The organism is Zoogloea sp. JDB1, from assembly GCF_056724025.1.
Window position 1 is genome coordinate 4,427,524 of sequence record NZ_CM161496.1, and the last position, 26,643, is coordinate 4,454,166.

Annotated in this window: 26 protein-coding genes; 7 read left to right on the forward strand and 19 right to left on the reverse strand. The window is 64.0% G+C overall.

Annotated elements, in window-relative coordinates:
• Positions 1-10 precede the first annotated feature (10 nt).
• From AC1PPK_RS20075 to ppx, 6 genes are all read right to left on the reverse strand, one after another.
• Complete coding sequence (locus tag AC1PPK_RS20075; RefSeq protein WP_481114778.1) at positions 11-811, reverse strand: enoyl-CoA hydratase; 801 nt, start codon at positions 809-811, stop codon at positions 11-13.
• 61 nt (positions 812-872) lie between these two features.
• The gene (locus AC1PPK_RS20080; RefSeq protein ID WP_481114779.1) at positions 873-1,541 is read right to left on the reverse strand and encodes an ABC-type transport auxiliary lipoprotein family protein; all 669 of its coding nucleotides are present in this window, start codon (positions 1,539-1,541) and stop codon (positions 873-875) included.
• Positions 1,542-1,558: 17 nt separating this feature from the next.
• On the reverse strand, positions 1,559-2,509 hold the full coding sequence (locus AC1PPK_RS20085) for an MlaD family protein (RefSeq protein ID WP_481114780.1): 951 nt from the start codon (positions 2,507-2,509) through the stop codon (positions 1,559-1,561).
• Complete coding sequence (locus AC1PPK_RS20090; RefSeq protein WP_481114781.1) at positions 2,509-3,285, reverse strand: ABC transporter ATP-binding protein; 777 nt, start codon at positions 3,283-3,285, stop codon at positions 2,509-2,511. The genes AC1PPK_RS20085 and AC1PPK_RS20090 overlap by 1 nt, the downstream gene beginning before the upstream one ends.
• On the reverse strand, positions 3,282-4,412 hold the full coding sequence (locus tag AC1PPK_RS20095; protein ID WP_481114782.1) for an MlaE family lipid ABC transporter permease subunit: 1,131 nt from the start codon (positions 4,410-4,412) through the stop codon (positions 3,282-3,284). The genes AC1PPK_RS20090 and AC1PPK_RS20095 overlap by 4 nt, the downstream gene beginning before the upstream one ends.
• A gap of 10 nt (positions 4,413-4,422) precedes the next feature.
• Positions 4,423-5,934 carry an exopolyphosphatase gene (gene ppx / locus AC1PPK_RS20100; protein ID WP_481114783.1) on the reverse strand — a complete coding sequence of 504 codons (1,512 nt, stop codon included), beginning with the start codon at positions 5,932-5,934 and terminating at the stop codon, positions 4,423-4,425.
• 160 nt (positions 5,935-6,094) lie between these two features.
• Between ppx and ppk1 the strand changes: the two genes are divergently transcribed.
• From ppk1 to bioD, 7 genes are all read left to right on the forward strand, one after another.
• The gene (gene ppk1 / locus AC1PPK_RS20105) at positions 6,095-8,182 is read left to right on the forward strand and encodes a polyphosphate kinase 1 (protein WP_481114784.1); all 2,088 of its coding nucleotides are present in this window, start codon (positions 6,095-6,097) and stop codon (positions 8,180-8,182) included.
• A gap of 225 nt (positions 8,183-8,407) precedes the next feature.
• A complete protein-coding gene (locus AC1PPK_RS20110; RefSeq protein WP_481114785.1) occupies positions 8,408-9,607 on the forward strand; it encodes a beta propeller repeat protein in 1,200 nt (399 codons plus the stop codon).
• A 109-nt stretch (positions 9,608-9,716) separates the two neighbouring features.
• Positions 9,717-11,048, forward strand: coding sequence for an adenosylmethionine--8-amino-7-oxononanoate transaminase (bioA, locus tag AC1PPK_RS20115; RefSeq protein ID WP_481114786.1), 1,332 nt, complete (start codon positions 9,717-9,719; stop codon positions 11,046-11,048).
• Positions 11,041-12,225 carry an 8-amino-7-oxononanoate synthase gene (gene bioF, locus AC1PPK_RS20120; RefSeq protein ID WP_481114787.1) on the forward strand — a complete coding sequence of 395 codons (1,185 nt, stop codon included), beginning with the start codon at positions 11,041-11,043 and terminating at the stop codon, positions 12,223-12,225. Before bioA ends, bioF begins: the two co-directional genes overlap by 8 nt.
• On the forward strand, positions 12,222-12,956 hold the full coding sequence (locus AC1PPK_RS20125; protein WP_481114788.1) for an alpha/beta fold hydrolase: 735 nt from the start codon (positions 12,222-12,224) through the stop codon (positions 12,954-12,956). Before bioF ends, AC1PPK_RS20125 begins: the two co-directional genes overlap by 4 nt.
• A complete protein-coding gene (locus AC1PPK_RS20130; protein ID WP_481114789.1) occupies positions 12,949-13,728 on the forward strand; it encodes a methyltransferase domain-containing protein in 780 nt (259 codons plus the stop codon). Before AC1PPK_RS20125 ends, AC1PPK_RS20130 begins: the two co-directional genes overlap by 8 nt.
• Entirely contained in the window at positions 13,725-14,399 is a 675-nt protein-coding gene (gene bioD, locus AC1PPK_RS20135) for a dethiobiotin synthase (protein WP_481114790.1), read from the forward strand. The genes AC1PPK_RS20130 and bioD overlap by 4 nt, the downstream gene beginning before the upstream one ends.
• On the opposite strand, the gene AC1PPK_RS20140 is transcribed toward bioD, so the two are convergent.
• Genes AC1PPK_RS20140 through uppS form a run of 13 tightly spaced genes read right to left on the reverse strand, consistent with a single transcriptional unit; the run spans position 14,388 to position 26,640 of the window.
• Positions 14,388-15,185, reverse strand: coding sequence for a TrmH family RNA methyltransferase (locus tag AC1PPK_RS20140; RefSeq protein ID WP_481114791.1), 798 nt, complete (start codon positions 15,183-15,185; stop codon positions 14,388-14,390). The two genes, bioD and AC1PPK_RS20140, sit on opposite strands and share 12 nt — an antisense overlap.
• A complete protein-coding gene (locus AC1PPK_RS20145; protein ID WP_481114792.1) occupies positions 15,182-15,640 on the reverse strand; it encodes a CopD family protein in 459 nt (152 codons plus the stop codon). Before AC1PPK_RS20145 ends, AC1PPK_RS20140 begins: the two co-directional genes overlap by 4 nt.
• Complete coding sequence (gene rnhB, locus AC1PPK_RS20150) at positions 15,637-16,230, reverse strand: ribonuclease HII (RefSeq protein WP_481118241.1); 594 nt, start codon at positions 16,228-16,230, stop codon at positions 15,637-15,639. The genes AC1PPK_RS20145 and rnhB overlap by 4 nt, the downstream gene beginning before the upstream one ends.
• A gap of 2 nt (positions 16,231-16,232) precedes the next feature.
• Complete coding sequence (lpxB, locus tag AC1PPK_RS20155; protein WP_481114793.1) at positions 16,233-17,378, reverse strand: lipid-A-disaccharide synthase; 1,146 nt, start codon at positions 17,376-17,378, stop codon at positions 16,233-16,235.
• A gap of 3 nt (positions 17,379-17,381) precedes the next feature.
• Entirely contained in the window at positions 17,382-18,155 is a 774-nt protein-coding gene (lpxA, locus tag AC1PPK_RS20160) for an acyl-ACP--UDP-N-acetylglucosamine O-acyltransferase (protein ID WP_481114794.1), read from the reverse strand.
• Positions 18,152-18,583, reverse strand: coding sequence for a 3-hydroxyacyl-ACP dehydratase FabZ (gene fabZ / locus AC1PPK_RS20165; protein ID WP_481118242.1), 432 nt, complete (start codon positions 18,581-18,583; stop codon positions 18,152-18,154). The genes lpxA and fabZ overlap by 4 nt, the downstream gene beginning before the upstream one ends.
• 8 nt (positions 18,584-18,591) lie before the next feature.
• Positions 18,592-19,620 (reverse strand): UDP-3-O-(3-hydroxymyristoyl)glucosamine N-acyltransferase, encoded by a 1,029-nt coding sequence (lpxD, locus tag AC1PPK_RS20170; RefSeq protein ID WP_481114795.1) that lies wholly within the window; start codon positions 19,618-19,620, stop codon positions 18,592-18,594.
• A gap of 10 nt (positions 19,621-19,630) precedes the next feature.
• Positions 19,631-20,137: an OmpH/Skp family outer membrane protein gene (locus AC1PPK_RS20175; protein ID WP_481114796.1), complete on the reverse strand. Its 507-nt coding sequence runs from the start codon at positions 20,135-20,137 to the stop codon at positions 19,631-19,633.
• Between the two features lie 33 nt (positions 20,138-20,170).
• Positions 20,171-22,462: an outer membrane protein assembly factor BamA gene (gene bamA, locus AC1PPK_RS20180; protein WP_481114797.1), complete on the reverse strand. Its 2,292-nt coding sequence runs from the start codon at positions 22,460-22,462 to the stop codon at positions 20,171-20,173.
• 6 nt (positions 22,463-22,468) lie between these two features.
• Positions 22,469-23,833: an RIP metalloprotease RseP gene (gene rseP / locus AC1PPK_RS20185; RefSeq protein WP_481114798.1), complete on the reverse strand. Its 1,365-nt coding sequence runs from the start codon at positions 23,831-23,833 to the stop codon at positions 22,469-22,471.
• A gap of 5 nt (positions 23,834-23,838) precedes the next feature.
• Positions 23,839-25,032: a 1-deoxy-D-xylulose-5-phosphate reductoisomerase gene (gene ispC / locus AC1PPK_RS20190; protein WP_481114799.1), complete on the reverse strand. Its 1,194-nt coding sequence runs from the start codon at positions 25,030-25,032 to the stop codon at positions 23,839-23,841.
• Positions 25,033-25,037: 5 nt separating this feature from the next.
• Complete coding sequence (locus AC1PPK_RS20195; RefSeq protein WP_481114800.1) at positions 25,038-25,859, reverse strand: phosphatidate cytidylyltransferase; 822 nt, start codon at positions 25,857-25,859, stop codon at positions 25,038-25,040.
• Positions 25,852-26,640, reverse strand: coding sequence for a polyprenyl diphosphate synthase (gene uppS / locus AC1PPK_RS20200; RefSeq protein ID WP_481114801.1), 789 nt, complete (start codon positions 26,638-26,640; stop codon positions 25,852-25,854). Before uppS ends, AC1PPK_RS20195 begins: the two co-directional genes overlap by 8 nt.
• Positions 26,641-26,643: the final 3 nt, after the last annotated feature.

Genomic DNA, 26,643 nt, shown 5'->3' on the forward strand with positions numbered 1-26,643 from the left:
CAAGCTGCGCCTACCTACCGGTCCACACCGGCTTGCGCTTGGCCATGAAGGCGTCGATGCCTTCGGCGGCGTCCTCGCTCATCATGTTGCAGGCCATCACCTCGGCCGCCTGCTGGTAGGCGGCGTCGAGCCCCATCTCGAGCTGCGAGTAGAACATCTGCTTGCCCATCGAGATGGCCACCGGCGACTTGGCGCAGATCGACGCGGTGAGCTTCGCCACCTCCTCGTTCAGCGACTCGATGGGCACCACGCGATTGACCAGCCCGCGGCGTTTCGCCTCGGCGGCATCGATGAAGTCACCGGTCACCAGCATCTCGAAGGCTTCCTTGCGCCCCATGTTGCGGGACAGACCCACACTCGGCGTCGCACAGAACAGCCCGACATTGATGCCGGACACCGCAAAGCGCGCCACGTCTGACGCCACAGCCAGATCGCACATGGACACCAGCTGGCAGCCGGCGGCGGTAGCGATGCCATGCACTCGGGCGATCACCGGCTGGGGCATGGTCACGATCTGCATCATGACCTTGCCGCACAGGCGGAACAGGGCCTGCTGGAAGGACTTGGTGTAATTGCCACGCATCTCCTTCAGATCATGCCCGGCACAGAAGGCCTTGCCCGCTCCGGCCAGCACGACGACGCGCACCGAGGCATCGGCCGCAATGCCGGTGAGTTCCGCCAGCAGCGCCTCCAGCATCGGCTGCGACAAAGCGTTGAACTGACCCGGCCGGTTCAGCGTCAGCGTTGTCACACCATTGGCGTCGTCACGCAGCAGCAAGGGGTCGGTAAGGTTTTCGGCTACAGCATTCATGGGTTCTCCTCCTTGGTCCTCAGTTGTACCTAAGCGCCGGCACGTTCCTGCCGGTCGGCTTTCAGGCTGAACAGCGGGCGTGGACGCCACCACCAGGGCGCGCCCCGCCTTCCTTGTCGATCGCTTCCAGCCAGTCGATCAGCTCGCGGTTGAGCTGCAACACGCCTTCCCGCAGGGCGATGACGCCGCCGACGGCATCCAGTGTCGGCGCCGGGCGGGTGACCGCAAAACCGCGGGTCGCGATGAGCTGATCCGTACGCGGCGCCAGCAAGGCCGCACGCGCCTCGATGAGGCCACGGCTATGCCCTCCCTCATCGAAGACCTGGATGAACTCATCCAGATCTACCCGCAGCCGGCAGCCGCTGGAGGAAACGGCGGTTTCGCTCGTCTTCATCGAGCGCTTGACCGCGAGCTCCACGAGCTGGCCGGGCTGGGCGACCCAGCGGCTTTCCAGATAGAACTGGCGCCGGGTCGGCTGCGCGTAGGCAAGGCGATACTGCATGGTCGTCGAGGCAAGCCACGGCGCTGGCACCACCTCGGCGCTGCGGATCGGAAAACCAAGGGGGCGCAGTGTGGCCGAATCGAGCGGACCGAAATCATGCATCGAGTAGTTGGGCGCCGCCTTCGGCAGGCTGCCACACGCGGCCACGGTGAGCACCAGAAGGAGTACGGGCACCAGGAGCCGGAAGTGGAAATGCTCACGCATCAATAGTGGAGACAGAAAGCGCATCGTTGGTCGCCCCGAACTTACCGAACCGCAGGCCGATTATGAAACCCGGCTTCGCCGGGCCCCGGCGCAGGCTTGCCACGCCCCAACAGCAGGAGCTGCGGCGAGTTGTCGAGTTCGTCGAGCAGGTCGGACAACTGCCGCGACGTAGTGGTGAGTTCCTGCAGCAACACGTTCAAGCGCGGCAACGTGCTGGTCGCAAAACCCTCGCCAGCCGCACCAACGACGCCGTCCACCCGGTCGGCCACGGTCTGCAATCTCAGCAGTAGCGCGCGGCCGTCGCTGGCCATCGGCGCGGCGTCGGCACTCAGGCGTTCTAGATTGGCCAGGGAACGGTCGATGCGCGCAAGGTTGTCCTTGCTGAAGACCTGCCGCACCGCCGCAAGGGCCTTGGGCGCTTCCTGCAGGGTCTGGTCGAGCCCCTTGCTCGACGACTCCAGATTGGCCAGCGTCTTCTCGATGTGGGCCAGATTGTCCTGGCGGGTCAGCACCGCCAGACGATCGACAATTTCCTGCACGCGCCTGAGGGTCTGCACCGAGGCGTCGGCGACCTCCTCCATCAGACCTGGAGCCAGGCGGATGCGCGGCGGCCCGCCGTCTTCGCCCACCAACGGCTCGGGCTTGTCGCCGGCATCGTCAAGGGCGATGTAGGCCAGCCCGGTCACCCCTTGGTTGGCCATGCGCGCCCGCGTGCCGCGGGTGATCGGCAGATCGGTGCGAATCCGCACCTTGACCAGCAGATCCTTCGGATTGGCCGGATCGAGGGCGATGTCCACCACCTTGCCGGCGACAATACCGCGGTAGCGGACGGTAGACTGGGGGTTCAGGCCATTGACGCTGCCCGACGTCACCAGCACGACGTCACGGGTGCTCTCCCGCTTGTCCGAGAACCACCACAGGGAAAGAACGATCGCCCCGCTCAGCAGGATCACGAACAGCCCCGCGGCGATGGCGTGAGCCCGGCTCTCCATCAGCCCATTCCCCTCCCACGCGCCAGCGCAGCACGGGAACGTTCACCGTGGAAAAAACGTTCGATGAAGGGGTCTTGCACGTTCATTATCTCGTCAAGCGGGCCGAAGGCCAGTATACGCCCCTCCGCGAGCACCGCCACGCGGGTCGCCAATGCTGCCAGCGTATCCAGGTCATGAGTCACCAACACCACGGTAAGGCCGAGTGCTCGATGCAGGGCCCGGATGAGCCGCACGAAACCACTGCTGAGGTCTGGATCGAGGCCCGCTGTCGGCTCGTCGAGCAGCAATAACTCGGGTTCCAGGGCCAGGGCCCGCGCCAACGCAACCCGCTTGACCATGCCGCCCGACAGCTCGGCGGGCATGCGTAGCGCCACATCGGCATCCAGCTCGACCATCGCCAGCTTGAGTTGCACCAGATCCCGCAGCATCGCGTCGTCGGCGATGCCGATCTCCCGCAGCGGAAAGGCCACGTTGGCAAACACGCTAAGCGCCGAAAACAGCGCACCATGCTGAAACAGCATGCCGAAACGGCGGCGGCGTTCCAGCTGCTCGGCACGGGAGCCAGCGAACAATGGCTCGCCGAACAAGCTAACAGCACCAGCATTCGGCCGAAGCAAGCCGACCATCTGGCGCAGCAACGTGGTCTTGCCGCTACCCGAACCACCAACGAGAGCCACCACCTCTCCGGCCGGTACAACAAGATCGATGCCGCGATGGACCCAGGCTTGCCCAAAGCGGGTTTCAAGCCCCCGAACCTGAATGGGACAGTCGCTCATCGCGGCAGACCGATGGAACGGGTTGCAATCGCAAATACTGCGTCCACCAGGATGACGACGGTGATTGACGTGACAACCGAGGCCGTGGTGTTGGCCGATAGACTCTCTGTATTCGGCTTAACACGCAGCCCGAAATAACAAGCCACGAGCGCAATCAGCAGTCCGAACACGGCACCTTTGCCCAAGCCGATGACCAGATTTGCCACCGGCACCGCCCGCGGCAAGGCATTCACGAAATAGTCGAAACTCAGGTCCAACTGTAGATTGGCCGACACCATGCCGCCGAACAAGGCCACCGCCGAGCCCCACAGGGTCAGCGGTGCCATCGCCAGCGTCAGCGCCACCACCTTCGGCAGCACCAGCCTCACATAGGGCGAAATCCCCATCGCCGCCAGCGCGTCGATCTCCTCGGTGACGCGCATCACGCCGATCTGCGCTGTCATCGCCGAACCCGAGCGCCCCGCAACGAGCACGGCCACCAGCACCGGACCGAGCTCCCGGATAATGCCGAGCCCCAGGATATTGACGATGAACACATCTGCCCCGAAGGCACGCAACTGCAGCGCCGACAAATAAGACAGCACGACCCCGATCAGAAAGCCCACCAGCGCCGTGACCGGCATGGCCCTGACCCCGACCTTGTAGAAATTGGCGGAGGTTTCCAGCACCGGCCAGTGCCCGCGCGTGTGCAGCAGATGGGCGAAATCAATGACGAGCTGGCCAATCAGCGCCACGAAACCGACCGCATTGCGGAGCATCTTGAAGAAGATGCGACCAACACCTTCCGTGCCGTCGAAGAAACGATAACCCCGCTCGACCGGCAGGCAGCTGTCACCCAGCTCGGCTAGGCGCGCAAAGACCGCCTCCAATCTGTCCGGCAACACGAGCCCTGGCGGGCGCTGCCGCCCCCAACGTCGCCACAGCAGCAACGCTCCGAAGCTGTCGAGGCGCGATACGGCCTCCAGATCCCAGGCGCAGTCAGCCGTGGCCTGTTCGAGCTGACGTTCCAACGCATCGAGATCCGGCTGCAGCAGGCGCAGCGTCCAGTCCCCCGACAACACAGCCCGTGGCGCCCCACCTTCGCGCTCGAGGCGGATCAGGGGAAGCAGACGGGGCTCCGGGCTCATCGACCGACGCCTAGGCGCCAGCCGGACTGCGGGCCGCGGCCCGCTCCACGCGCACTTTCAGAGGCAAACCAATGGTCTGCCACTGACGCTCCTCCTCGTCCAGCGCCGCCGCGGTCAGCGGCAGGTTGCGCAGCCATTCGGCATCCGCCACCACCACGTGCCCACGCCCCTCGCGCTTGAGGCGTAGCGGCGGCACGCCACGGCCATCGCGGGCGCGATGGACAACCGCCGCCAGGCGCAGGCACAGGATCAGGCGCCACTCAGGGCTGTCCGGATCAAGCGCGCCGATGCGCGCCAGCTTACCGCGATGGGCCAGAACCACGCGCGCCAGGCGCCCCTGGTCCATGCGCGAGAAGCCCGGCATGTCGGCATTTCCTAGAATGTAGGCGCTGTGCTTGTGATAGCTCGAATGGGCGACGGACACCCCGATCTCATGCAGCCGTGCCGCCCACTCGAGGAAGCGCCGATCCACGTTCTCCTCGTCGCTGGAAGTCGGATCGAGCTGCGACAGGAAGGCCAGCGCCGTCTCCGTCACCTGACGGGCATGAGCCATGTCCACGCCATAGCGTTCCATGAAGGCCGAGACTGTCGCGTCGCGCAGGTCATGGTGGTGGTAACGACCAAGCAGATCGTAGAGAACGCCAAGGCGCAGCGCGCCTTCCGAGAAGGTCATCCGCTCCAGGCCGAACTCCTGGAAGATCGCCCACATGATCGCCAGGCCGCCGGGCAGCACCGGCAGGCGATCGGGACGCAGCCCTTCCAGTTGCAGGTTGTCCAGGTGCCCCGCCTTCAACATCAGAGTGCGCAGACGATCCAGGCCACTACGGGTGATGCCTCCATCGGAGAGCCCATTGAGCTCCAGGATGTCCACAAGTGCCTTGGCCGAGCCGCTGGAACCGACCGCCTCTTCCCAGCCGACCTCGCGGTAGGCATGCGTGATGGTCTGGATCTCCCTCTGGGCCGCCAGTTCGGCTTCGCGCATGCCGCGCTTGTCGATGCGGCCATCGGGGAAATAACGCAGGGAATAGCTCACACAGCCCATGTAGAGGGATTCGAGTTTGATCGGCTGGAAGCTCCTGCCGATCACGAACTCCGTGGAGCCGCCGCCGATATCCACCACCAGTTGCTGCTTATGGGGATTGGGTAGCGTGTGCGCGACCCCCACGTAGATCAGACGCGCCTCCTCCCGCCCGGCAATTACCTCGATCGGAAACCCCAGTGCCGCCTCGGCCTGAACCAGGAAATGCGGTGCATTCTTGGCCACCCGCAGCGTGTTGGTCGCCACCGCCCGCACGGAGTCCGGCGGATAGTCACGGATACGTTCGTTGAAGCAACGCAGCGCGCTGATGCCGCGGAACTGGGACGCAGCATCCAGCATCCGGTCGGGCGACAGGCCGGCCGCGAGTCGGACGGCCTCCTTGATGCCATCGAGGGGGTAGATCTGGTCGTTGACGATCCGCCCGACCTGCAGACGGAAACTGTTGGAACCCAGATCGATGGCGGCAATCAATTCACGATTCATGAAACACGCACAGATGGCGCCAGACGGCGCGAAAGCTCGAAATTCTAGCACCGTGCGGCACGACGCCCCGCATCAATCCTGCCTCGGCGGCCATCGTCATCTATATGCAACAAAAATGTCACATACTCCGGGCCTAATCAGAAGATCAAGAGGAGAGCCCATGCACCGTGCCAACAATATCCGCCATTTCAACTCGGATCACTTCATCAACCGCGAACTCTCCCTGCTCCAGTTTCAGCGCCGCGTCCTCGCCCAGGCCGCCGACCCCGCAGTACCGCTGCTCGAGCGCCTTCGCTTCCTGTGCATCGTGTCCAGCAACCTGGACGAATTCTTCGAGGTGCGGGTCGCCGGCGTGAAGGAGCAACTGCGTCTCGGCAGTCACGCCATAACCACTGACGGCTTGAGCCCATCCGCGCTGCACAGCCTGATCAGCGCTAAGGTGCACAGCATCATCGCCGAGCAGTATGCACTGCTCAACGACACCATCCTGCCGGCCCTCGCCACCGAAGGCATCGTCTTCCTGCGCCGCAGCGTCTGGACCGACGCCCAGCACCTGTGGGCGCGGGATTATTTCATGCGTGAGGTGATGCCGGTGCTGACACCGATCGGCCTGGACCCGGCCCACCCCTTCCCGCGGGTACTCAACAAGAGCCTCAACTTCGCCGTCGAGCTGGAAGGCCGCGACGCCTTCGGCCGCAGCTCCGGCTCCGCCATCGTACAGGCGCCCCGCGCCCTGCCCCGCGTGATCCGCCTGCCGAAGGAGCTGACCGGCGTCGACTACGGTTTCGTCTTCCTGTCCTCCCTGCTGCACGCCCACGTCGGCGAGCTCTTCGAAGGCATGAACGTGCTCGGCTGCTACCAGTTCCGGGTCACCCGCAACTCCGACATGTTCGTGGACGAGGAAGAGGTCAAGGACTTGCGCGCCAGCCTCAAGGGCGAACTGCAGCAGCGCCACTTCGGCGACGCGGTGCGCCTGGAGATCGCCGACAACTGCTCAGGAGCCATGGCCAACTTCCTGATGAAGCAGTTTGCCCTCAGCCCTGCCGATGTCTATCGGGTTCCCGGCATGGTCAACCCGGTGCGCCTGAATCAGGTGCCCGACTGGGTCGAGCGCCCCGACCTCAAGTACCGTCCTTTCCTGCCGACGCGACCGAAGGGCCTCGACAAGCAGGAGAACATTTTCGCGGCGATGCGTCGTCAGGACATCCTGCTGCACCACCCATTCCAGAGCTTCGAACCGGTCATCGAACTGCTGAAGGCCGCGGCCGACGACGCCGACGTGGTCGCAGTGAAGATGACCGTCTATCGCACCGGCACCGATTCCGTGCTGATGGAGCACCTCGTCCGCGCCGCCCAGAAGGGCAAGGAAGTCACCGTAGTGCTGGAACTGATGGCCCGCTTCGACGAAGAAGCCAACATCAGCTGGGCAGCCCGCCTCGAAGAGGTCGGCGCCCACGTGGTGTACGGCGTGTTCGGCTACAAGACCCACGCCAAGCTCCTGCTGCTGGTGCGCCGCGAAGACGGCAAGCTGAAGCGCTATGCCCACTTGGGCACCGGCAATTACCATCCGCGCACGACCCGCTTCTACACCGACTTCGGCCTGCTCACCGCCAACGACGAGATCGGCGCCGACGTCGCCGAGGTTTTCAAGCAGCTCACCGGGCTCGGCCAGGCGGGCAAACTCAAACACCTGTGGCAGGCCCCGTTCACGCTGCAGCCCAACGTGGTTGCGGCCATCCGCGAAGAAGCCGAGATCGCGCGGGCGGGCCGCAAGGGCCGCATCGTCGTCAAGGTCAATGCGCTGCTCGAACCGGAAACCATCGAAGCGCTCTACGAAGCCTCCAGCGCGGGCGTCGAGATCGACATCATCGCCCGCAGCGTCTGCGCCCTGAAGCCCGGTGTGCCGGGTCTATCCGAGCACATCCGGGTGCGCTCCATCGTCGGCCGTTTCCTGGAGCACCATCGGATCTTCTATTTCCGCGCCGATGGTGCCGACAAACTCTACATGTCGAGCGCAGACTGGATGGAACGCAACTTCTTCAAGCGCATCGAAGTCGCGTTCCCGATCCTCGATCCGAAAGTCAAGCGGCGGGTCATCAAGGAAGGCCTGCGCCCTTACCTGGGCGATAACTGCCAGGCGTGGGAAATGGATAGCGACAACGTCTATCGGAAGAAGAATCCCCGCACGACCCGCCGCGCGGCGCAGGAAATCCTGCTGAAGGAACTGGCCGGCGTTCCAATCGCCTGATCCGGCTCGTTGCAAACACTCCCGCATTCCCGTCGATAACGGAATGCGGGAGGAGCATGGCGGCTGGCGTGTTGTAAAATCGCGAATTCAATCCATTTCTCGATGGCCAACTCCATGTTCCTCCCCCGACGCCGACTGCTCCTCACTGCAACTCTCAGTGCTGCCGTTCTTTCCGCCTGTGGTGGCGGTGGCAGTTCTTCGTCCGCTCCGACTAATGTCACGGCGGTGGCAGGTGATCAACAAATCTTCATCACCTGGGACCAAGCTTCCGGGGTGGAGTACTGGCTGTGGTTCAACACCGGAACGACAACCGTCAATCCGGGGGACAAGACAGCCAGCTTCAAGCTCAGCGTGGGTTCCCCTTATCTGCTGAACATGGACGACCGCTCGGCAGCGCTCGTCAATGGAACAATTTACGCCCTCACACTCAACGGCCGCACCAACGGCGGCCCTGGCGGCCCAGGCTCGACGCCCGTCACTGCGACTCCCCGCCTTAGCGGCGATAACTGGCCGGCTGGCGCAACCCTCGGCAGCAAGACACTGCGCGGTATCGCCTTCGGGCGTGCAATCGGCAGTTCGAGCAACAATTCCTACGTGGCGGTGGGCGATGGCGGCAGCATCTACAACACGCCGGACACCGATGCCGACCGGATCTATCGCTCCACGTCCAAGCTCAACTGGATCACCCCGACCGGTACCGGCGTGTCGTCCTCCATCGACCTGAAAGCAGTTGTCTACGCCAGCGGTCTGGGCAACTACTATGCTGTCGGCACCGGTGGGAACGTCGTCTACAGTTCCGACATCAACAACTGGACGACCCTCGGCAGTTCCACCACGGGCACGGCGAACACCTTCAACGCCATCGCCACCAACGGCTCCACGCTGGTGGCCGTCGGCGACAATGGCACGATCCGTTTATCGACCAACGGCACGTCGTGGAGCACGCCGACGTCCATCAGCCAGGACATCAGCGGTATCACCCTGCGCGGCGTCACATACAACAACGGCATCTGGGTAGCCGTCGGCAGCAACGGCAAGGTACTCACCGCTACAGATGTAAACACCTGGACGGTCAGCACCCAATCGGGCGACCTGACCTCGGTGTCCTCCGGTAGCCAGACCGTCGACAGCACCACCACCTACTACTACATCGCGGTGGGTGCCGATGGTACGGTGCTCACCAGCACCGATGGCGCGTTGTGGACGAGCGCATCTCTGGGCGCCACCCTGTACACCGCCTCCGTTGGCTCTCGCTTGGTAGCTCTTGGCGCCAATGGCGCCGTCTACACGCGTGAGCTCGATGGCACGGGCGGCTGGACCCAGCGCACCAGCGGAACTCCGGGCGCAACCATGTACGGTGCGATACGTGCCCAGAACATCTATACCGCCGTGGGCTCCGGTGGTTCCACCATCTACTCGTATTAAGACTACGCAGTCCACGCAATCGACCGGTGTCGCGAAGGCACCGGGCACCCGAGTGGAGCCGCCAACCCTGGCCGCTCCACTTTTCACTTCCGTCGCAGCAGAAACCACCATGTCGTCCAACACCCGCAACAGCGAGCTCCTCGCCCGCTCCCTGTCCGCCGTCTGGCATCCGTGCACCCAGATGAAGCACCATGAGCAACTGCCGCTGATTCCCATCAAGCGCGGCGAAGGCGCCTGGCTGTACGACATGGATGGCAAACGCTACCTGGACGGCATCAGCTCCTGGTGGGTCAACCTGTTCGGCCATGCCAATCCACGCATCGGCGCTGCCCTCAAGGCCCAGCTCGACACCCTTGAACACGTACTGCTGGCCGGCTTCACCCATGAACCGGTGGTCGAACTGTCGGAATGTCTGGCGGCGCTCACCAGCCATCAGCTCGGGCACGCCTTCTACGCATCGGACGGCGCCTCGGCGACCGAGATCGCCCTCAAGATGAGCGTCCATTACTGGCGCAACACCGGCTGCCCCGCCAAGAACCGCTTCGTCAGCCTGGCCGGCAGCTACCACGGCGAAACCGTCGGCGCGCTGGCCGTCACCGACGTGGCGATCTTCCGCGACGCCTACGCCCCGCTGGTACGCGGTGGCACCTGCGTGCCGACGCCCGACGCACGCCTCGCCGAAACCGGTGAAACGGCCGCCGACGTGGCCCGCCGCGCCGCCGCCGCGCTGGAAGCCCACCTGGCCGAGCACGCCGACGAGACCGCCGCGCTGATCGTCGAGCCGCTGGTCCAGGGCGCTTCCGGCATGGTCATGTACGACCCGGAATACCTGCGCTTGGCCCGCGCCCTGTGCGACCGCTACCAGGTGCATCTGGTGGCCGACGAGATCGCCGTCGGCTGCGGGCGCAGCGGCAGCTTCTTCGCCTGCGAGCAGGCCGGCATCTGGCCGGACTTCCTGCTGCTGTCGAAGGGCATCTCCGGCGGCTACCTGCCCCTGTCCATCGTCCTCACCACCAGCTCCGTCTTCGACGCCTTCTACGACGACGACACGGCCCGCGGCTTCCTGCACTCCCACTCCTACACCGGCAACCCGCTGGCCTGCCGCGCGGCGCTGGCGACCCTCGACATCTTCGCGCAAGACGACGTGATCGCCGCCAACCGCGCCAAGGCCCAGCGTATCGGCGATGCCTTCCAGAGCGCAGTCGGCGGCCACCCGGCCGTCCGCCATCTGCGCCAGCAAGGCATGATCCTGGCGTTCGACGTGGCCGATGCGCCGACCGGCTTTTCCCGCCGCTTCTTCGCCGAAGCCCTGCAGCGGGAACTTCTGCTGCGCCCGATCGGTAATACGGTTTACACCATGCCCCCCTACATCCTCGGCGACGACGAGATCGACTTCCTCGCCAGCCGCTGCGCTGCCGCCCTGGAGGCCAGCCTTGCCTGAGTATCCCGATCCGCTCGAAGAACTAGACGCCGGTCTCGCCGAACTCGACGCCGCCGGCCTGCGCCGCCGTCGGCGCATCGTCACCACCCCCTGTCGCCCGGACACCCGCCTCGCCGACCGGGAGGATGCGGTCACCGCCTTCTGCTCCAACGACTACCTGGGCCTGGCCGCCGAGCCCGCGCTGGCCGATGCGGCGCGCCTGGGCATCGAGCGCTGGGGCGTCGGCTCCGGCGCATCCCACCTGGTCAGCGGCCACTATGCCTCCCATGAGGCGCTGGAAACCCGCCTCGCCGCCTTCGTCGGCATGGAGGAAGCGCTGTATTTCTCCACCGGCTACATGGCCAACATCGGCGTCATGCCAGCCCTGGTCGGCCGTGGCGACGCAATCTTCGCCGACAAGGTCAACCACGCCTCGCTGGTGGACGGCGCGCTGCTGTCCCGCGCCGAGCTGATCCGCTACCCTCACTGCGACGTCCCCGCATTGGCGGCCCGGCTGCAGGCCTCCACGGCACCACGCAAACTGATTGTCACGGACGGCGTGTTCAGCATGGACGGCGACATCGCGCCACTGCGCGACTTGCTCGCGCTGGCGGAGGCGCACAAGACCTGGCTGCTGGTGGACGACGCTCACGGCTTCGGCGTGCTGGGCCCCCAGGGCCGCGGCTGCCTCGCGCACTTCGGCCTGAGCTCACCGCGCCTGATCTACATGGGCACCCTTGGCAAAGCCGCCGGCGTCTCCGGTGCCTTCGTTGCCGGACAATGCAATGTCATCGACTGGCTGCTCAACAAGACGCGCAGCTACATCTTCACCACTGGCGCCCCGCCGCTGCTCGCCGACGCGCTGCTGACGGCCGTCGATCTGATCGAACATGGCGACGCCCGCCGCGCCCACCTGCAGGCCCTGATCGCCCGTTTCAAAGCCGGGCTGACGCTGAAGCGCTGGCAACTGCTACCGTCCGACACGCCGATTCAGCCCGTCGTCATCGGCGACAACCACGAGACGCTGGCCGTTTCCCGCGCCCTCGATGCGGAAGGCCTGTGGGTGCCGGCGATCCGCCCGCCGACGGTGCCGAAGGGTGCCGCACGCCTGCGCATCGTGCTGTCGGCCGCCCACAGCAAAGCGCAGGTGGACCACCTGGTGGCGACGCTCCTGCGGCTGGAAGGAGCCTCAACATGAGCCGCGACCTCGTCCTGCTGCACGGCTGGGGCCTCTCTGCAGCGGTCTGGAAGCCCCTGACTGAGGCGCTTTCCAGCACCTTCACACTGCATACCCCCGACTTGCCTGGACATGGCAGCGCAGCGCCCGTAGGACCACATCTCGACGATTGGACAGACGCCCTGCTTCCCCATATACCTGAAAGAGCCGTTATCGTCGGATGGTCCCTCGGCGCCCAGCTCGCACTGTATCTCGCCCGACAGAACCCGGAACGCGTAGCCAGGCTGGTGCTGATCGGCGCCTCGCCGCGCTTCATTCAAGCTGACGATTGGCCAGCCGCACTGCCGGGCACGACGCTAACCAGCTTCCGCCAAGAGTTCGACGCCACACCGGACGCCACGCAGCGCCGCTTCGTGGCGCTGCAGAGCCTCGGCGACAACGCCCGCAAGGTGGTTGCTGCGGCGCTGGGCAACAGCCTCACGACGGCCGACTACACCCACAAGTCCGCGCTCGCCGAAGGCCTGTGCCTGCTCTCCGAAACCGACCTTCGCTCCATCGTCCCGACAATCCACCAGCCGGTCCGCCTGCTGCACGGTAGCGGAGACAAGTTGATGCCGGTGGCCGCCGCGGAATGGCTGGCCGACACGCTGCCCGATGCGCGCCTGACAGTGTTCGGCCAGTGCGGCCATGCCCCCTTCCTGTCGCGCCCGGAGGAGTGCGCGACGCTGATCGAGGGCTTCACCCTTGACTGACGCCCCCGCCCCAAAGAACGCAGTCCGTGCCGCCTTCGACAAGGCCGCCGACGCCTACGACGCGGTCGCCGCCGTCCAGCGCAGTGCCTGCGACCGCCTGTTCGCGCTGGCCGCCGCACAACCCCTGCAACCCGGCTGCATCGTCGATGCGGGCTGCGGCACTGGCTATGCCCTTCCGGGCCTCAAGCAGCGTTTCCCGGCAGCCCGGTTGATTGCACTGGATTTCGCCACCTCGATGTTGCGGCGCCATCCCGCCGGGCTGGCTGACCCGCTGTGCGCGGACATGGAACGCCTGCCGCTGGCCGATGCCAGCGTTGACCTGCTGTGGTCCAGCTACGCGTTGCAGTGGTGCCATCCGCGTAAGGTCTTCCCGGAGCTGGCACGCAGCCTGCGTCCCGGCGGCCAGCTGTGGATCGCCACCCTCGGCCCCGGCACCCTCGGCGAACTGCGCGACGCCTTCCGTCACGTGGATCAGCACGAACATGTGCTGCGTTTCCAGCCACCGGAAGTCATCGACGACGCCGTCGAGGACGCCGGCCTGCAGATCGTCGCCAGCGAACGCGACACCCTCTACGCCTGGGCACCCGACCTGCGCCGCCTGCTGCGCGACATCAAGACCCTCGGGGCCCATCAGACCGGCGCACCACGCCGCCAAGCCACCCTCGGCAAGGCCGCTTGGGGCCGCCTCAGTACCGCCTACGAGGCCTACCGGACCCCCGCCGGCCTGCCGGCGTCCTACGATACCTACTGGTTGATTGCAGAAAAGAAATGAGCGCCTACTTCATTGCCGGCACCGATACCGAAATCGGCAAGACCTTCGCCACCTGCGCCCTCCTCCACGCCGCCCGCGCGCTCGGCCTGCGCGCTGTCGGCATGAAGCCGATCGCCGCCGGCGCGGAGATGGTCGATGGTGAATTCCTCAACGAAGATGCGGCCCGCCTGCGCGCCGCGGGCAGTTTCGATCCTGGCCTGGCGCTGCTCAACCCCTACTGCCTGGCCAGCCCGATCGCACCGCACATCGCGGCGGCAGAAGAAGGCGTGAGCATTGATCCGGCCAGAATCGACACGGCCTTCCAGGCACTCCGTACTCAGGCCGAGCTGGTGCTGGTGGAAGGCGTCGGCGGTTTCCGCGTGCCGCTGGGCGACGATTTCGACACCGCCGACTGGGCCCAGCACCTGGGCCTGCCAGTGATCCTGGTGGTGGGCATGAAGCTCGGCTGCATCAGCCACGCCCTGCTCACCGCCGAGGCGATCCAGGCGCGCGGTCTGCGGCTCGCCGGCTGGATCGCCAATCAGGTGGATCCGGCGATGCTGCGCTTCGAACAGAACCTGGAAGCTCTGACCCTCCGCCTGCCGGCACCGCTACTGGGCGTGCTGCCGTTCCGCGCCGACCATGACGCCGCGGCGGCAGCCAGCGCCGCCGGTCTCAAGTTACCCGACTGAGTACCTGGTTGAACGCCGCTGGCGCAGTTGCTCGAACAGACACACGCCGGCCGCCACCCCCACGTTGAGGGACTCCATGCCGCCCGGCATCGGGATCAGCACGCGACGGGTGGCTAGCGCCGCCACTTCGGCAGACAGCCCCTGCCCCTCCGAACCGAACAGCCAGGCCACCGGACCGCGCAGGTCCAGATCATAAAGCTCTGTGGCGTCCCGCAGATCCGCGGCCAGGACGGCACCGGGAAAGGCTTCCAGAGCGGCCGCAGCATCCACACCTTCACGGATTTGCAATCCGAAGTGCGCCCCCATCGCTGCACGCAGCACGCGGGGCGACCAGGCCTGGGCACAGCCGGGGGTGAGGAGTACGTCTTTCACCGCAACCGCTGCCGCAGTGCGCAGGATGGTGCCGAGATTGCCGGGGTCCTGAACCCCGTCGAGCAGCACGCAGCTATCGACGATCGGGCGCCCTTCCTCCGCAGCCGGAACGGCGACCACCGCGATCACGCCGCTAGGCGTATCCACCGGGCTGATGTGGGCAAAAAGGCGATCCGGCACCTCGATCTGCCGCTCGGACGGGCAGCGCGCCAGCAGCGCTTCGATCTCCGCCTGCCGGCGCCCGCTCTCGCTGACGACGATCTGCAACACATCGACGCCGCGCTCCAGTGCAACGCCGAGCAGATGTGCGCCATCGAGCAACGTCCGCCCTTCCTTGCGCCGGTCCCGCGCCGACGTCGCCAGCGCGTGCAGGTGCTTGATGGTCGGGTTGTCCCGCGAGCTGATCTGCTTCACGAGAAGGCCAGACCGACCGTGGCAAGGGCGACGGCCAGCGTCCCCAGCACGAGGTTGACAACCACCCGCTGGCGGATCGCGTTGAGCGCCTGCGCCCCCTGGGCCCAGCTCTCCGCGGTCACGGCCGCCTTGAGCGCCTGCCAGGGACCGAACCAGATGCTCGCAAAGATCGCCATCATCAGCGCGCCGACGCCGGCCATCATGTGCCAGGAACGCGGCGCCTGGGCGAAGCCCACCTCCAGCAACATCGCGAAGCCGGACAGGACGATGGCAGCAATGGCGCCCCAGACGATCGGGAAGAAGCGCCCGAAGACCCCATGCCACAGGCTCAGGCGCTGGGCGGGTGGCAGTTGCATGGCTGATGGCCGCAGACAGAAATGGGCGAAGGCCATGCCGCCAACCCAGACGATCACGCCGGCAAGATGTACGAGCAGCAGCAGATGGTGGTGTTTCATCGCAGATCGTCCTCGGTCCACAGGGGCGGGTTGGAGATTACGTCGCGCACCGGCGCAAAGCTCTGGCGATAGATTTCGCAGGCGCCATGGGCACGTAGCGCAGCCAGATGGGCCGCGGTCGGGTAGCCTTTATGGCCGGCTAAGCCGTATTGGGGGTAGCGCTTGTCGAGTTCGACTAGCAGCTCATCACGCACGGTCTTGGCCAGGATGGATGCGGCGGAAATCTCGGCCACCAGCGCATCGCCCTTGACGATGGCCTCGCACGGCAGATCCAGTTGCGGGCAGCGGTTACCGTCCACGAGTACCCTGTCAGGCCGCCGCGACAACCCCACTACGGCACGCTGCATCGCCAGCATGCTGGCGTGCAGGATGTTGATGCGGTCGATCTCGGCAACGCTGGCTTCCGCCACGCACCAGGCTAGCGCCTTCTCGCGGATCTCCACGGCCAGGCGTTGGCGGCGCTTTTCGCTGAGCTTCTTCGAGTCGGCCAGGCCCTCGATCGGCTTCGCCGGATCGAGAATCACCGCGGCCGCCACCACTGGCCCGCACAGGGGGCCGCGTCCAGCCTCATCGACGCCGCACAGGAGCATCTTCAACGTCCTTTCAGGTAGGGCAGGATCGCCGCCGCGGCCTTGTCCGCCGTGTCCTGGCGCAACTGCAGATGCATGTCTGTAAAGGTCTGCTCGAGTTCGGCGATGCGCGCCTTGTCAGACAACCAGCCGTCCAGGGCGTCGGCCAGCGCCTGAGGCGTGGCGGCGTCCTGCAACACTTCGGGCACCACTTCGCGTCCAGCCAGCACGTTGGGCAGGCCTACCCACGGCAGGTAGGCCATGCGCTTCATGAGGCGGAAGGACCATTTTCCGATCTTGTAGGTAATCACCATCGGCCGCTTGAGCAGCGCCGCCTCCAGCGTCGCCGTGCCGCTCGCCACCAGCACCACGTCAGCGGCGATCATCGCCTCCACCGAGTGGCCGAACAGGATACGGATCGGCAGATCCATGTGGGCATGGCGCCGCAAGGCATCCTCGAACAGAACCCGGGTCTCGCGGGTTGCCAGCGGCACCAGGAAACGTGCATCCGGATGACGGGCATACAGCAACGCCGCGGTGGCGATATAGGTGTCCGCCAGATTTCGCACCTCCGACTGGCGGCTGCCCGGCAGAAACGCAAACACAGGCCCGCCGGGCGAGATCTGCAGCATCTCCCGCGTGCCCTCACGGTCGGGCACTAGCGGAAAGACGTCGGCCAGCGGATGGCCCACATAGCTGACCGGCACACCGGCCGTACGGTAGATCTCGGGCTCGAACGGGAACAGGCACAGCATGTGACTGACCGCCCGCGCGATGCCCTTCAGGCGCCCGCGCCGCCAGGCCCAGATGGACGGGCCGACGAAATGGATCGCCGGGATGCCCTTGTCCTTCAGGCGCTTCTCGAGCCACAGGCTGAAGTCGGGTGCATCCACGCCGATGAAGGCTGCCGGCGGATTCTTCACCAGCATGTCCCGCAACTCACGGCGGATGCCCGACAGCTCCCGGTAGTTCTTGAGAGCGTCCACATAGCCGTGGACCGACAGCTTCTCAGCGGGCCACAAAGCCTGGAAACCCACCGCCTGCATTTTGGGACCACCGATGCCGAAGAACTCGGCATCGGGAAGATGGCGCTTGAGCGCCTTGATCAGGTGACTGGCCAGGAGGTCGCTGGAGGCCTCACCCGCCACCATGGCAATCCGCACTGGCATGGATCAGCGAACGATGCCACGCCCGGACTCGGCGATGAAATCGGAAAACTCCTGCAGTTCGGGGGCCTGTGCGGCAGCCTCGGCAATCTGGCGACGCGCTTCGTCGAGGGTCAGGCCGTTGCGATAAAGCGTCTTGTAGGCACGCTTGATGGCCGTGATGCCTTCGCTCGAATAGCCCCGGCGCTTGAGCCCCTCGCTGTTGATGCCGTGCGGCGCAGCCGGATTGCCGGACACCGTCACGAAGGGCGGCAGATCCTGCAGCAGCACTGTACCGACACCGCAGAAGCTGTGGGCGCCGACGCGCACGAACTGGTGCACGCCGGTGAAACCACCCAGGATCGCCCAGTCTCCCACCGACACATGGCCAGCCAGCGTCGCGTTGTTGGCGAAGATGGTGTTGTTGCCGACGACACAATCGTGGGCAACATGCACGTAGGCCATGATCCAGTTGTCGTTGCCGACGCGGGTCAGGCCGCCGTCCTGCACGGTACCGGTGCTGAAGCTGCAGAATTCACGGATCGTATTGCGGTCGCCGATCTCCAGCCGGGTCGGCTCGTTGGCGTACTTCTTGTCCTGGGGCTCGGAGCCGATCGAACAGAATTGGAAGATCCGGTTGTCGCGACCAACGCGGGTGTGCCCCTCGATCACCACGTGGGGACCGATGTGGGTCCCCTCCGCGATCTCGACGTATTCACCGATGATCGAGTACGGCCCGACCTGCACTCCTTCGGCAAGGCGTGCGCCCGGATGAACGATGGCAGTCGGGTGGATCGTCATCGCTTGATCGCACACATGAAGTCGGCTTCGGTGGCCAGCTCGCCGGCCACCTTGGCGGTGCCCTTGAACTTCCAGATGTTGCGCATCACGCGCACGATCTCGGCTTCCAGCACGAGTTGATCGCCCGGCACCACCGGACGCTTGAAGCGCACGTTGTCCACGGAAGCGAAATACACCATCGCGTTCTCGTCCGGCACCGTACCATCGGTCTTGAAGGCCAGCACCGCGGCCGCCTGGGCCAGCGCCTCGATGATCAGCACGCCCGGCATCACCGGGTTGTGCGGAAAATGGCCCGTAAAGAAAGGCTCATTGACAGTCACGTTCTTCAGGCCCACGACGCGCTTGCCTACTTCCAGCTCGGTGATGCGATCCACCAGCAGGAAGGGATAGCGGTGCGGGATGTAACGCTTGATTTCGTTGATGTCGATGATTTCGCTCATGATTTCTTTTCCATTTCGGCGAGCTTTTTCTCCAGCTCGCGCACCCGCTCCGCCATCGCATCGAGGCGACGCAGGTGGGCAAAATTCCGGACCCAATCAGCATGCGGCTGCAGCGGGATCATGGCCGTATACACGCCGGCCTTGTCGAGGGTCTTGGTTACATTGGTGTCGGCAGAGATCACCACATCGTCGGCCACTTCCAGGTGGCCCGAGAAACCAGCTTTGCCGCCCACCATCACCCGTTTGCCCACGCGCGTGCTGCCCGCCAGGCCGGCCATCGCCGCCATGATGGTGTCGTCCCCCACATGGCAGTTATGGGCCACGTGAATGAGGTTGTCCAGCTTTACGCCGCTGCCGACAATGGTGTCGTCCAGCGCACCGCGGTCGATCGTCGTGTTGGCGCCGATTTCCACATCGTCGCCCAGCACCACGCGGCCGATCTGGGGAATCTTGACCCAGTGCTTGTCCGCATCCCGCGCAAAGCCCAGGCCATCTGCGCCGATCACCGCTCCGGCGTGCAGGATGGCCCGCGCACCAATGACGCAGTTGTCGTAGATCTTGACGCCGGGATGCAGCAGAGAACCCGCGCCGACGTGCACACCGTCGGCGATCAGGCAACCGGCTCCGATCACACAACCTTCGCCGATCACGCAGCTCTCGCCGATCACCGCATTGGGACCGACGGATACGGAAGCCGGCAGCGCGGATGCAACGACCGCACTGGCATGTATCCCTGCCGGCGCTTGCTTGGGCGGATTGAAGAGCTGCGCGACGCGCGCGAAGTACAGATACGGATCAGTCGTCAGGATGCGCGGGCGATCGGTCAGCCCGGCCGCCTTCGGCGACAGGATGAATGCGGAGGCCTTGCTCGTTGCCAGCGATGCCCCGAGCTTGGGGTTGGACAGGAAGGCCAGTTCACCTTCCCGGGCCGCTTCGATCGACGCGATCTGCCGAACAACAACGCCCGGGTCGCCGACGAGTTCGCCGCCGAGCCGGCTTACCAGCTCGCCAAGGGAGAATTCCATTGACTGCGGCTTACTTCGCTGCTTCGCTCAGCGCCTTGATCACCTTGTCGGTGATGTCGATGCGCGGGCTGGCGTATACCGCTTCCTGGAAGATGATGTCGTACTTCTCGGCCTCGGCAATCTGCTTGATCGTCTTGTTGGCACGATCCAGCACGCCAGCGAGTTCCTCGTTGCGACGCTGGTTGAGATCCTCACGGAACTCGCGCTGCTTGCGCTGGAAATCCCGGTTGAGCTCGTTGAACTCGCGCTCCTTGTTGCGGCGCTCGCCCTCGGCCATCGTCACACCGTTCTTCTCGAGACCTTCCTGCATGCCCTGGAGTTGCTTGGCCATGCGCTGCAGATCCTGGTCACGCTTCTCGAATTCCTTTTCCAGCTTCTGCTGGGCCTTCTTGGCAGGCGTCGCTTCCTTCATCACGCGGTCGGAATTGACGAAACCGACTCTCACCTCGGCCGCAGCCGTCTGCGCGAAAGCAGCTAGCAAGACTGCCGCCACTGCGGACAAACCAATACCTTTCACTCAAACCTCCATCTGCTTGCCACTCGGCAACAATCAGAACACCGTACCCAGCTGGAACTGGAATTTCTGCGTCTTGTCGCCTTCTTTTTTCTTCAACGCATCACCCAGGCTGAACTTCAAGGGGCCCACCGGAGAACTCCAGGAGAACGCCAAGCCCGCACTGTAACGCAAATCCGAAGCCTGCACCTTTTCGTCGGCCCCCCAGACGTTGCCCACGTCCGCAAACAACGACAGACGCATGGACTTGTCCTTGCCGGAACCCGGCATAGGGAAGTAATACTCGGCATTACCGATGACACGGCGGTTACCGCCCAGCGCACGCACATAACCCGACGAATCCGTATAGTGCGGACCCAGCGTGCTCTGCTGATAACCACGCACCGAACCGATACCGCCGGCGTAGAAGTTCTTGTAGAACGGTAGTTCCTTGCCGTCGTAACCATGCGCGTAGCCGACATCGCCGTTCAGCATCAATGCGTAGCCACCACCAAACGGGATCCAGTACTGATGCTGGTAGTTGGCGCGGATGTAGCGCATGTCGAGCGCGGGAGTCGCAATCTCCACAGAGGCGCGCTGATAGACGCCGGAGGTCGGATACACGAAGCTGTCACGCCGGTCGCGGGACCAGCCGATCGTCGCCAGCAGGCTCTTGGCCGTGTCACCGAAGGTGTTCACGAAACCGACGTAGGGCGACGGACTGGTGTCGTAGACCTTGATCGAGGTCTGATCGACTGCCAGGCCGAAGTTGATCCGGTCATCCTCCGCAATCGGATAGCCGAAGCGGATGCCTGCACCGATGGACGAACTCTTGTAGGTCGCCACCGACAGCGAGGTCGGATCCACGTTGCGCTGGTAGAGATCCCAGCCAATGCTGACGCCGTCGATCGTCCAGTAGGGATTGGTGAAAGACAGCGCAATGGTCTTGTTGATGCGGCCAGTATTCATCTGCAGCGTCATCGCATTACCCGTACCGAACAGGTTCTGCTGGGAAATCGACGCGGACAGGATGACCTTTTCGGAACTGGAGAAACCAGCACCGAGCATCAGGTTGCCGGTCGCCCGCTCCTTGACCGTGAAATTGGCATCCACCTGATCGGTCAACCCGGGGACCGCCGGGGTTTCGATTGTCACCTCATCGAAATAGCCAAGACGATCCAGTCTTACCTTGGAGCGGTTCAGCGCCTCGCCGTCATACCACGCGCCCTCCATCTGGCGCATTTCACGCCGGATCACCTCATCGCGGGTCCGTGCATTGCCCGCAAAATTGATCTTGCGCACATACACCCGCCGACCCGGATCAACGAAAACCGTGAACGCGACCGTACGCTTGGTCTTGTCCACCTCGGGCGCCGCATTCACATTAGCAAACGCGTAGCCCGCATTGCCGAGCCTGTCGGTAATCGCCTTGGTGGTCGCAGTAACGTTGTCACGCACAAAGGTATCGCCAGCCTTCAGCTTGACAAGCTTCTGCAGCTCAGCCTCGGGCACCACCATGTTCCCCGCTAGTTTGACGTCGGAAACGGTGTACTTCTCACCTTCAGTCACACTCAAGGTGATGTAGATGTCCTTCTTGTCCGGCGTGATGGACACCTGCGTCGAATCGACGGTGAAATCCAGGTAACCACGGTTCAGGTAATAGGAACGCAGCGTTTCGATATCGGCGGACAGCTTTTGCTTCGAGTACTGATCGCTCTTCGAATACCAAGTCATCCAGCCCGGCGTCGTCAAGGAGAACAGCTCCAACAGCTCCTTCTCCTTGAAAACCTGGTTGCCGATGACGCTGATCTGGCGGATCTTGGCGGCGTCACCTTCGACCACATTGAAGTTCACACCGACTCGGTTTCGCTCCAGCGGCGTGACAGTCGTCGTGATCTGTACGCCGTAAAGCCCCTTGGAAAGGTATTGACGCTTCAACTCCTGCTCGGCACGCTCAAGAACAGCACGGTCGAAAATGCGCGACTCCGCAAGGCCGACTTCCTTGAGGCCCTTCTTCAGCGCATCCTTGTCGAACTCCTTGATGCCGACGAAATCGACCTGGGCGATGGCGGGACGCTCATCAAGGACGACAACGATGACATCGTTATCCACCTCGATCCTGACATCCTTGAAGAAACCCGTGGCGAACAGAGCCTTGATGGCCTGGGAAGCCTTATCGTCCGAGAAACGCTCACCGACCTTGACAGGCAGGTAACTGAAAACAGTCCCGGCTTCGGTCCGCTGAATCCCTTCAACACGAATATCTTTGACAACGAATGGCTCGAAGGCCAAGGCGGGCGATGCCACGAAAAGTGCGGCGATCAGCCCGGGAAGAAGCTTGGAATTCATCCGATTTCAGCTAGCAACAAGGCGGTTGATGTCGTTGTAGAAGGCAAAAGCCATTAGCGCCGCCAGCAGAGCCATTCCAATCTGCTGACCGATTTCCATAACCCGCTCGGAAACCGGGCCGCCCTTGATGATCTCGATCACATAATACAACAAGTGCCCACCATCGAGCACCGGAACGGGCAGCAGGTTCAGGACGCCGAGACTGATGCTGATCAGGGCCAGAAACTTGATGTAATGAGCCCAGCCCATCTTCGCCGACTGACCGGCAAAGTCGGCAATCGTCACCGGACCACTCAGATTTTTGACGGAAACGTCGCCGACGATCATGCGTCCCAGCATCGAAACGCTCAACGCAGCGGTATCCCAAGTCTGGGCCACCCCCTTGACGAACGCATCGATAAAATCGTACTGGACGATAGTGAACATAAGATCGCGGCGGATATCCGCATCAGCCACCGCGACGCCGATCCTTCCGATGGCCCGCCCTCTTTCCTCCACCGAGCTGGACACGACCTTCAAGACCAGGGACGCATTGTCGCGCAGCACTTCGAATTCCAGCTCGGCACCCGGTGCATCACGGACCGTCTCGACCAGATCACCCCAGCCACCGATCCGCTTGTCACCGATGCGGAGAACTCGGTCTCCGCTTTTCAGACCAGCCCGCTCGGCAGCGCCACCCGCGCTCAGGGCTCCGAGCACCGCTGGCACATTCGGCCGATAGAGGCTGAGCCCGAGCTGGACGCTGATGTCCTGCTCTCCCTGATCCACATGGACACCGGCCATGTCGAGCGGACGAAAAGCGATTTCGTCCTTGAAATTGATCGTCTCTACTGTAACGGCGCGCCGCTCGAAGGCGTGCTGCAACAACTGCCAGCGGAGCTCCTGCCAAGTTGCCACCGGATGGCCGTCTACCGTGCGCACCAGCTCACCATCCGTGAAACCGGCACGCTCCGCGGCACTGGCAGCAGCCGGCACCCCGAGGCGGGGCCGCAGCTCTTCCACGCCGCTAGAATACAGCCCCCAGTACAAGGCGATCGCCAGCACGAGATTGGCCAGCGGCCCGGCCGCGACGATGGCGATGCGGCGCCAGACAGTTTGCCGGTTGAAAGCCCGGTGCGACTCTTCGTCTGCGACCGGCGCCTCGCGCTCATCGAGCATCTTGACGTAACCACCCAGCGGGAACGCCGACAGCGCCCACTCGGTACGATCCCGCCCACCGCGCCAGACCAGCAGGGGTTTGCCGAAACCGAGAGAGAAGCGCAACACCTTCACGCCGCACAAGCGGGCAACGATGTAGTGCCCGAACTCATGCACGACGATCAGAATACCCAGCGCCAGCGCAAAGGGGATGAGGTAGTCCAGCAGATTCATGGCTGTCAGCGGGCTACCTGCACGACGAAACGGGCGGCACACTCACGGGCCCGGCGATCCGCCTCGAGAACCACGTCCAGGGATTCGGCCGCCTGGGACTCAATGGCATCGAGAGTCGCAGCAATGATGCCAGCAATCCGATCGAAACTCAGCCGGCCGTCGAGGAAGCTTGCCACGGCGACCTCGTTGGCTGCATTCAATACCGCTGGCGCGATGCCTCCCTCACGAAGCACCCGATATGCATGCCCTAGACACGGGAAGCGCTGAAAATCCGGCCGTTGAAAGTCGAGACGCCCGATCTCGAACAGATCCAGCGGCTTCACACCGGCGTCGATACGCTCTGGATAAGCCATTGCATGGGCAATAGGCGTGCGCATGTCCGGATTGCCGAGCTGGGCCAGCACCGAACCATCGGCATAGGCTACCAGCGAATGGATGACGCTCTGGGGATGAATCACGACTTCAATATGGTCGGCCGACGCGCCAAACAGCCAGTAGGCTTCGATGACCTCCAGCCCCTTGTTCATCATCGTCGCCGAATCGACGGAAATTTTGCGTCCCATCACCCAGTTCGGATGGGCGCACGCCATTTCAGGCGTCACTGCAGCCAACTCCTCGATAGGCTTATTGAGGAAGGGCCCACCAGACGCCGTCAGCAGGATGCGGGTTACGCCACTGCCATCCAGGCCGCGCTCGAACCCTGCGGGAAGCCCCTGGAAGATCGCATTGTGCTCACTGTCGATGGGCAGCAGGCTGGCCCCGCCCGCAGCGACCTCCTGCATGAACAGCGCCCCGGACATGACCAAGGCTTCCTTGTTGGCTAGCAGGATCCGCTTTCCGCTACGCGCCGCAGCGAGGGCGGGCGGCAAGCCCGCCGCGCCGACAATGGCCGCCATGACCATGTCGACCTCGGGTGCCGATGCGACCTCGACCAGCGCCTCGCTGCCGGACAGCACTTCGGTGCAGCAACCTTCGCGCTCCAGCATGGCCTGCAGGCGCAGCGCATCATCGGCACTTGCCATGACCGCGTAGGCCGGACGATGCTCTAGACACTGGGCCAGCAGCTTGTCCACCTGCCGATGCGCCGTCAATGCAAAAACGCTGTAACGATCCGGGTGACGCGAAACCACGTCGAGCGTGCTGACGCCGATGGAGCCCGTCGCCCCCAGCACGGTAATGAGCTTTTTCCCTTGAATCATGATCTTTATCGTGCCATCCAGAGGGCAATCAGCGCGACGACCGGCAATGTGGAAGTCAGACTGTCGATCCGGTCGAGGACTCCTCCATGGCCAGGCAACAAGGTCCCGCTATCCTTCACGCCGGCTTGACGCTTGACGAGGGACTCGAACAGATCGCCAATGATGCTGAGCGCCGTGAAGCCAACCAGCAGAAGGGCGACTGGTAACAACCCAAGCCCTTTGACGGAGCCCCAATAGGAAATGCAGGCAAGGCCATACAGCGTCACTGCGGCCACTGCTCCATAGGCGCCTTCCCAGCTCTTGCCGGGACTGATGGAAGGCGCCAGCTTACGCTTGCCAAAGGTACGCCCGACGAAATAGGCGGAGATGTCGGCTATCCATACCGCGGCCATGACCCCGAGCAGCAGCCATGGGCTGAGCAGTCGGAGATGCGCAATAGCGAGACTGGGCGGCACCAGCAACACGCAACCGATCAAGGGCGCCGCCGCGCTATCCGGCAAACGCCATTTGGCCCATAGCCAGAACGGAACGCACAGCAGCCAGAAGAGTGCCCCAACCGCATAGATCGGCTCCAGCGCAAACGGCGCAACCGTCGCCTCAAGATGCAGGCCCGCGACAAGTCCCATCGCAAGGCACAGCCCCCCCAGCAACAACGCGTACAGGCGCTTCCGCGAGGTAGAAAACCCAAGCATGGAAGCCCACTCTGTTGCCGCGAGCGCGCAGATCAGGGATGAAAAGACAAGCCAACCGACAGCGGGAAGCAGAAATAGAGCCGACAGCAAGCCCACCAGCAGGACGAGCGCGGTAATAACCCGCGCTTTAAGCATGACCAGGAACGGAAGAGTCTGGCCCGCCGGACACAACCTGCTCACTGGTGCGCCCAAAACGGCGCTCCCGCTGCTGATAGGACAGAATCGCCTCGTCCAGCGCGGCCTCCCCGAATTCGGGCCAGAGCTTGTCGGTGAAATAGAGTTCCGAATAAGCCAACTGCCACAGCATGAAGTTGCTGATGCGCTGCTCACCACCGGTACGAATGAAGAGGTCCGGCTCAGGACAGAAGCTCAAGGCCAGATGCGGTGCAAGATCGTCTTCCGAGAACCCGCTCGTTACACCGGGAGAAGAAGCCAGCATCTTCTCGACGGCTTGCAAAACGTCCCAACGCCCACCATAGTTGGCGCAGATGGTCAGATGCATGCCCGTATTGGCCGCCGTGAGGGCTTCCGAATCACGGATCAGATCCACCAGCGGCTTGTCGAATCCGGCCAGATCGCCGACGACACGCAGACGCATGTTGTTGCGGTGAATACGCTCGATCTCCAGCTTGAGCGACTTCATGAACAACTGCATCAGGAACGAAACCTCGTCCTTGGGACGACGCCAGTTTTCCGAACTGAACGCAAAGACCGTCAGATATTCGACCCCGCGATCCAGACAGGTCCGGATGACTTCCCGCAGTGCATCGACACCCTTCGCATGGCCAGCGACGCGAGGCATCAGGCGCTTTCGCGCCCAACGCCCATTGCCGTCCATGATGATGGCGATATGCCGCGGAATTTTCGCCGCCTCGGGTACACCCCGCGTGGAGCTGAGAAAGGGCAATCGCACCATGAT

What these genes read in the sequence shown, in the direction of transcription:
- ppx (WP_481114783.1), bottom strand. Translation starts at nt 5,934, where the DNA reads ATGAATCGTGAATTGATTGCCGCCATCGATCTGGGTTCCAACAGTTTC.
- bamA (WP_481114797.1), bottom strand. Translation starts at nt 22,462, where the DNA reads ATGAATTCCAAGCTTCTTCCCGGGCTGATCGCCGCACTTTTCGTGGCA.
- bioA (WP_481114786.1), top strand. Translation starts at nt 9,717, where the DNA reads ATGTCGTCCAACACCCGCAACAGCGAGCTCCTCGCCCGCTCCCTGTCC.
- ppk1 (WP_481114784.1), top strand. Translation starts at nt 6,095, where the DNA reads ATGCACCGTGCCAACAATATCCGCCATTTCAACTCGGATCACTTCATC.
- AC1PPK_RS20075 (WP_481114778.1), bottom strand. Translation starts at nt 811, where the DNA reads ATGAATGCTGTAGCCGAAAACCTTACCGACCCCTTGCTGCTGCGTGAC.
- AC1PPK_RS20195 (WP_481114800.1), bottom strand. Translation starts at nt 25,859, where the DNA reads ATGCTTAAAGCGCGGGTTATTACCGCGCTCGTCCTGCTGGTGGGCTTG.
- rseP (WP_481114798.1), bottom strand. Translation starts at nt 23,833, where the DNA reads ATGAATCTGCTGGACTACCTCATCCCCTTTGCGCTGGCGCTGGGTATT.
- lpxA (WP_481114794.1), bottom strand. Translation starts at nt 18,155, where the DNA reads ATGACGATCCACCCGACTGCCATCGTTCATCCGGGCGCACGCCTTGCC.
- AC1PPK_RS20145 (WP_481114792.1), bottom strand. Translation starts at nt 15,640, where the DNA reads ATGAAACACCACCATCTGCTGCTGCTCGTACATCTTGCCGGCGTGATC.
- lpxB (WP_481114793.1), bottom strand. Translation starts at nt 17,378, where the DNA reads ATGCCAGTGCGGATTGCCATGGTGGCGGGTGAGGCCTCCAGCGACCTC.
- AC1PPK_RS20095 (WP_481114782.1), bottom strand. Translation starts at nt 4,412, where the DNA reads ATGAGCCCGGAGCCCCGTCTGCTTCCCCTGATCCGCCTCGAGCGCGAA.
- AC1PPK_RS20125 (WP_481114788.1), top strand. Translation starts at nt 12,222, where the DNA reads ATGAGCCGCGACCTCGTCCTGCTGCACGGCTGGGGCCTCTCTGCAGCG.
- AC1PPK_RS20085 (WP_481114780.1), bottom strand. Translation starts at nt 2,509, where the DNA reads ATGGAGAGCCGGGCTCACGCCATCGCCGCGGGGCTGTTCGTGATCCTG.
- AC1PPK_RS20080 (WP_481114779.1), bottom strand. Translation starts at nt 1,541, where the DNA reads ATGCGCTTTCTGTCTCCACTATTGATGCGTGAGCATTTCCACTTCCGG.
- bioD (WP_481114790.1), top strand. Translation starts at nt 13,725, where the DNA reads ATGAGCGCCTACTTCATTGCCGGCACCGATACCGAAATCGGCAAGACC.
- rnhB (WP_481118241.1), bottom strand. Translation starts at nt 16,230, where the DNA reads ATGCTCCTGTGCGGCGTCGATGAGGCTGGACGCGGCCCCCTGTGCGGG.
- lpxD (WP_481114795.1), bottom strand. Translation starts at nt 19,620, where the DNA reads ATGGAATTCTCCCTTGGCGAGCTGGTAAGCCGGCTCGGCGGCGAACTC.
- ispC (WP_481114799.1), bottom strand. Translation starts at nt 25,032, where the DNA reads ATGATTCAAGGGAAAAAGCTCATTACCGTGCTGGGGGCGACGGGCTCC.
- AC1PPK_RS20090 (WP_481114781.1), bottom strand. Translation starts at nt 3,285, where the DNA reads ATGAGCGACTGTCCCATTCAGGTTCGGGGGCTTGAAACCCGCTTTGGG.
- uppS (WP_481114801.1), bottom strand. Translation starts at nt 26,640, where the DNA reads ATGGTGCGATTGCCCTTTCTCAGCTCCACGCGGGGTGTACCCGAGGCG.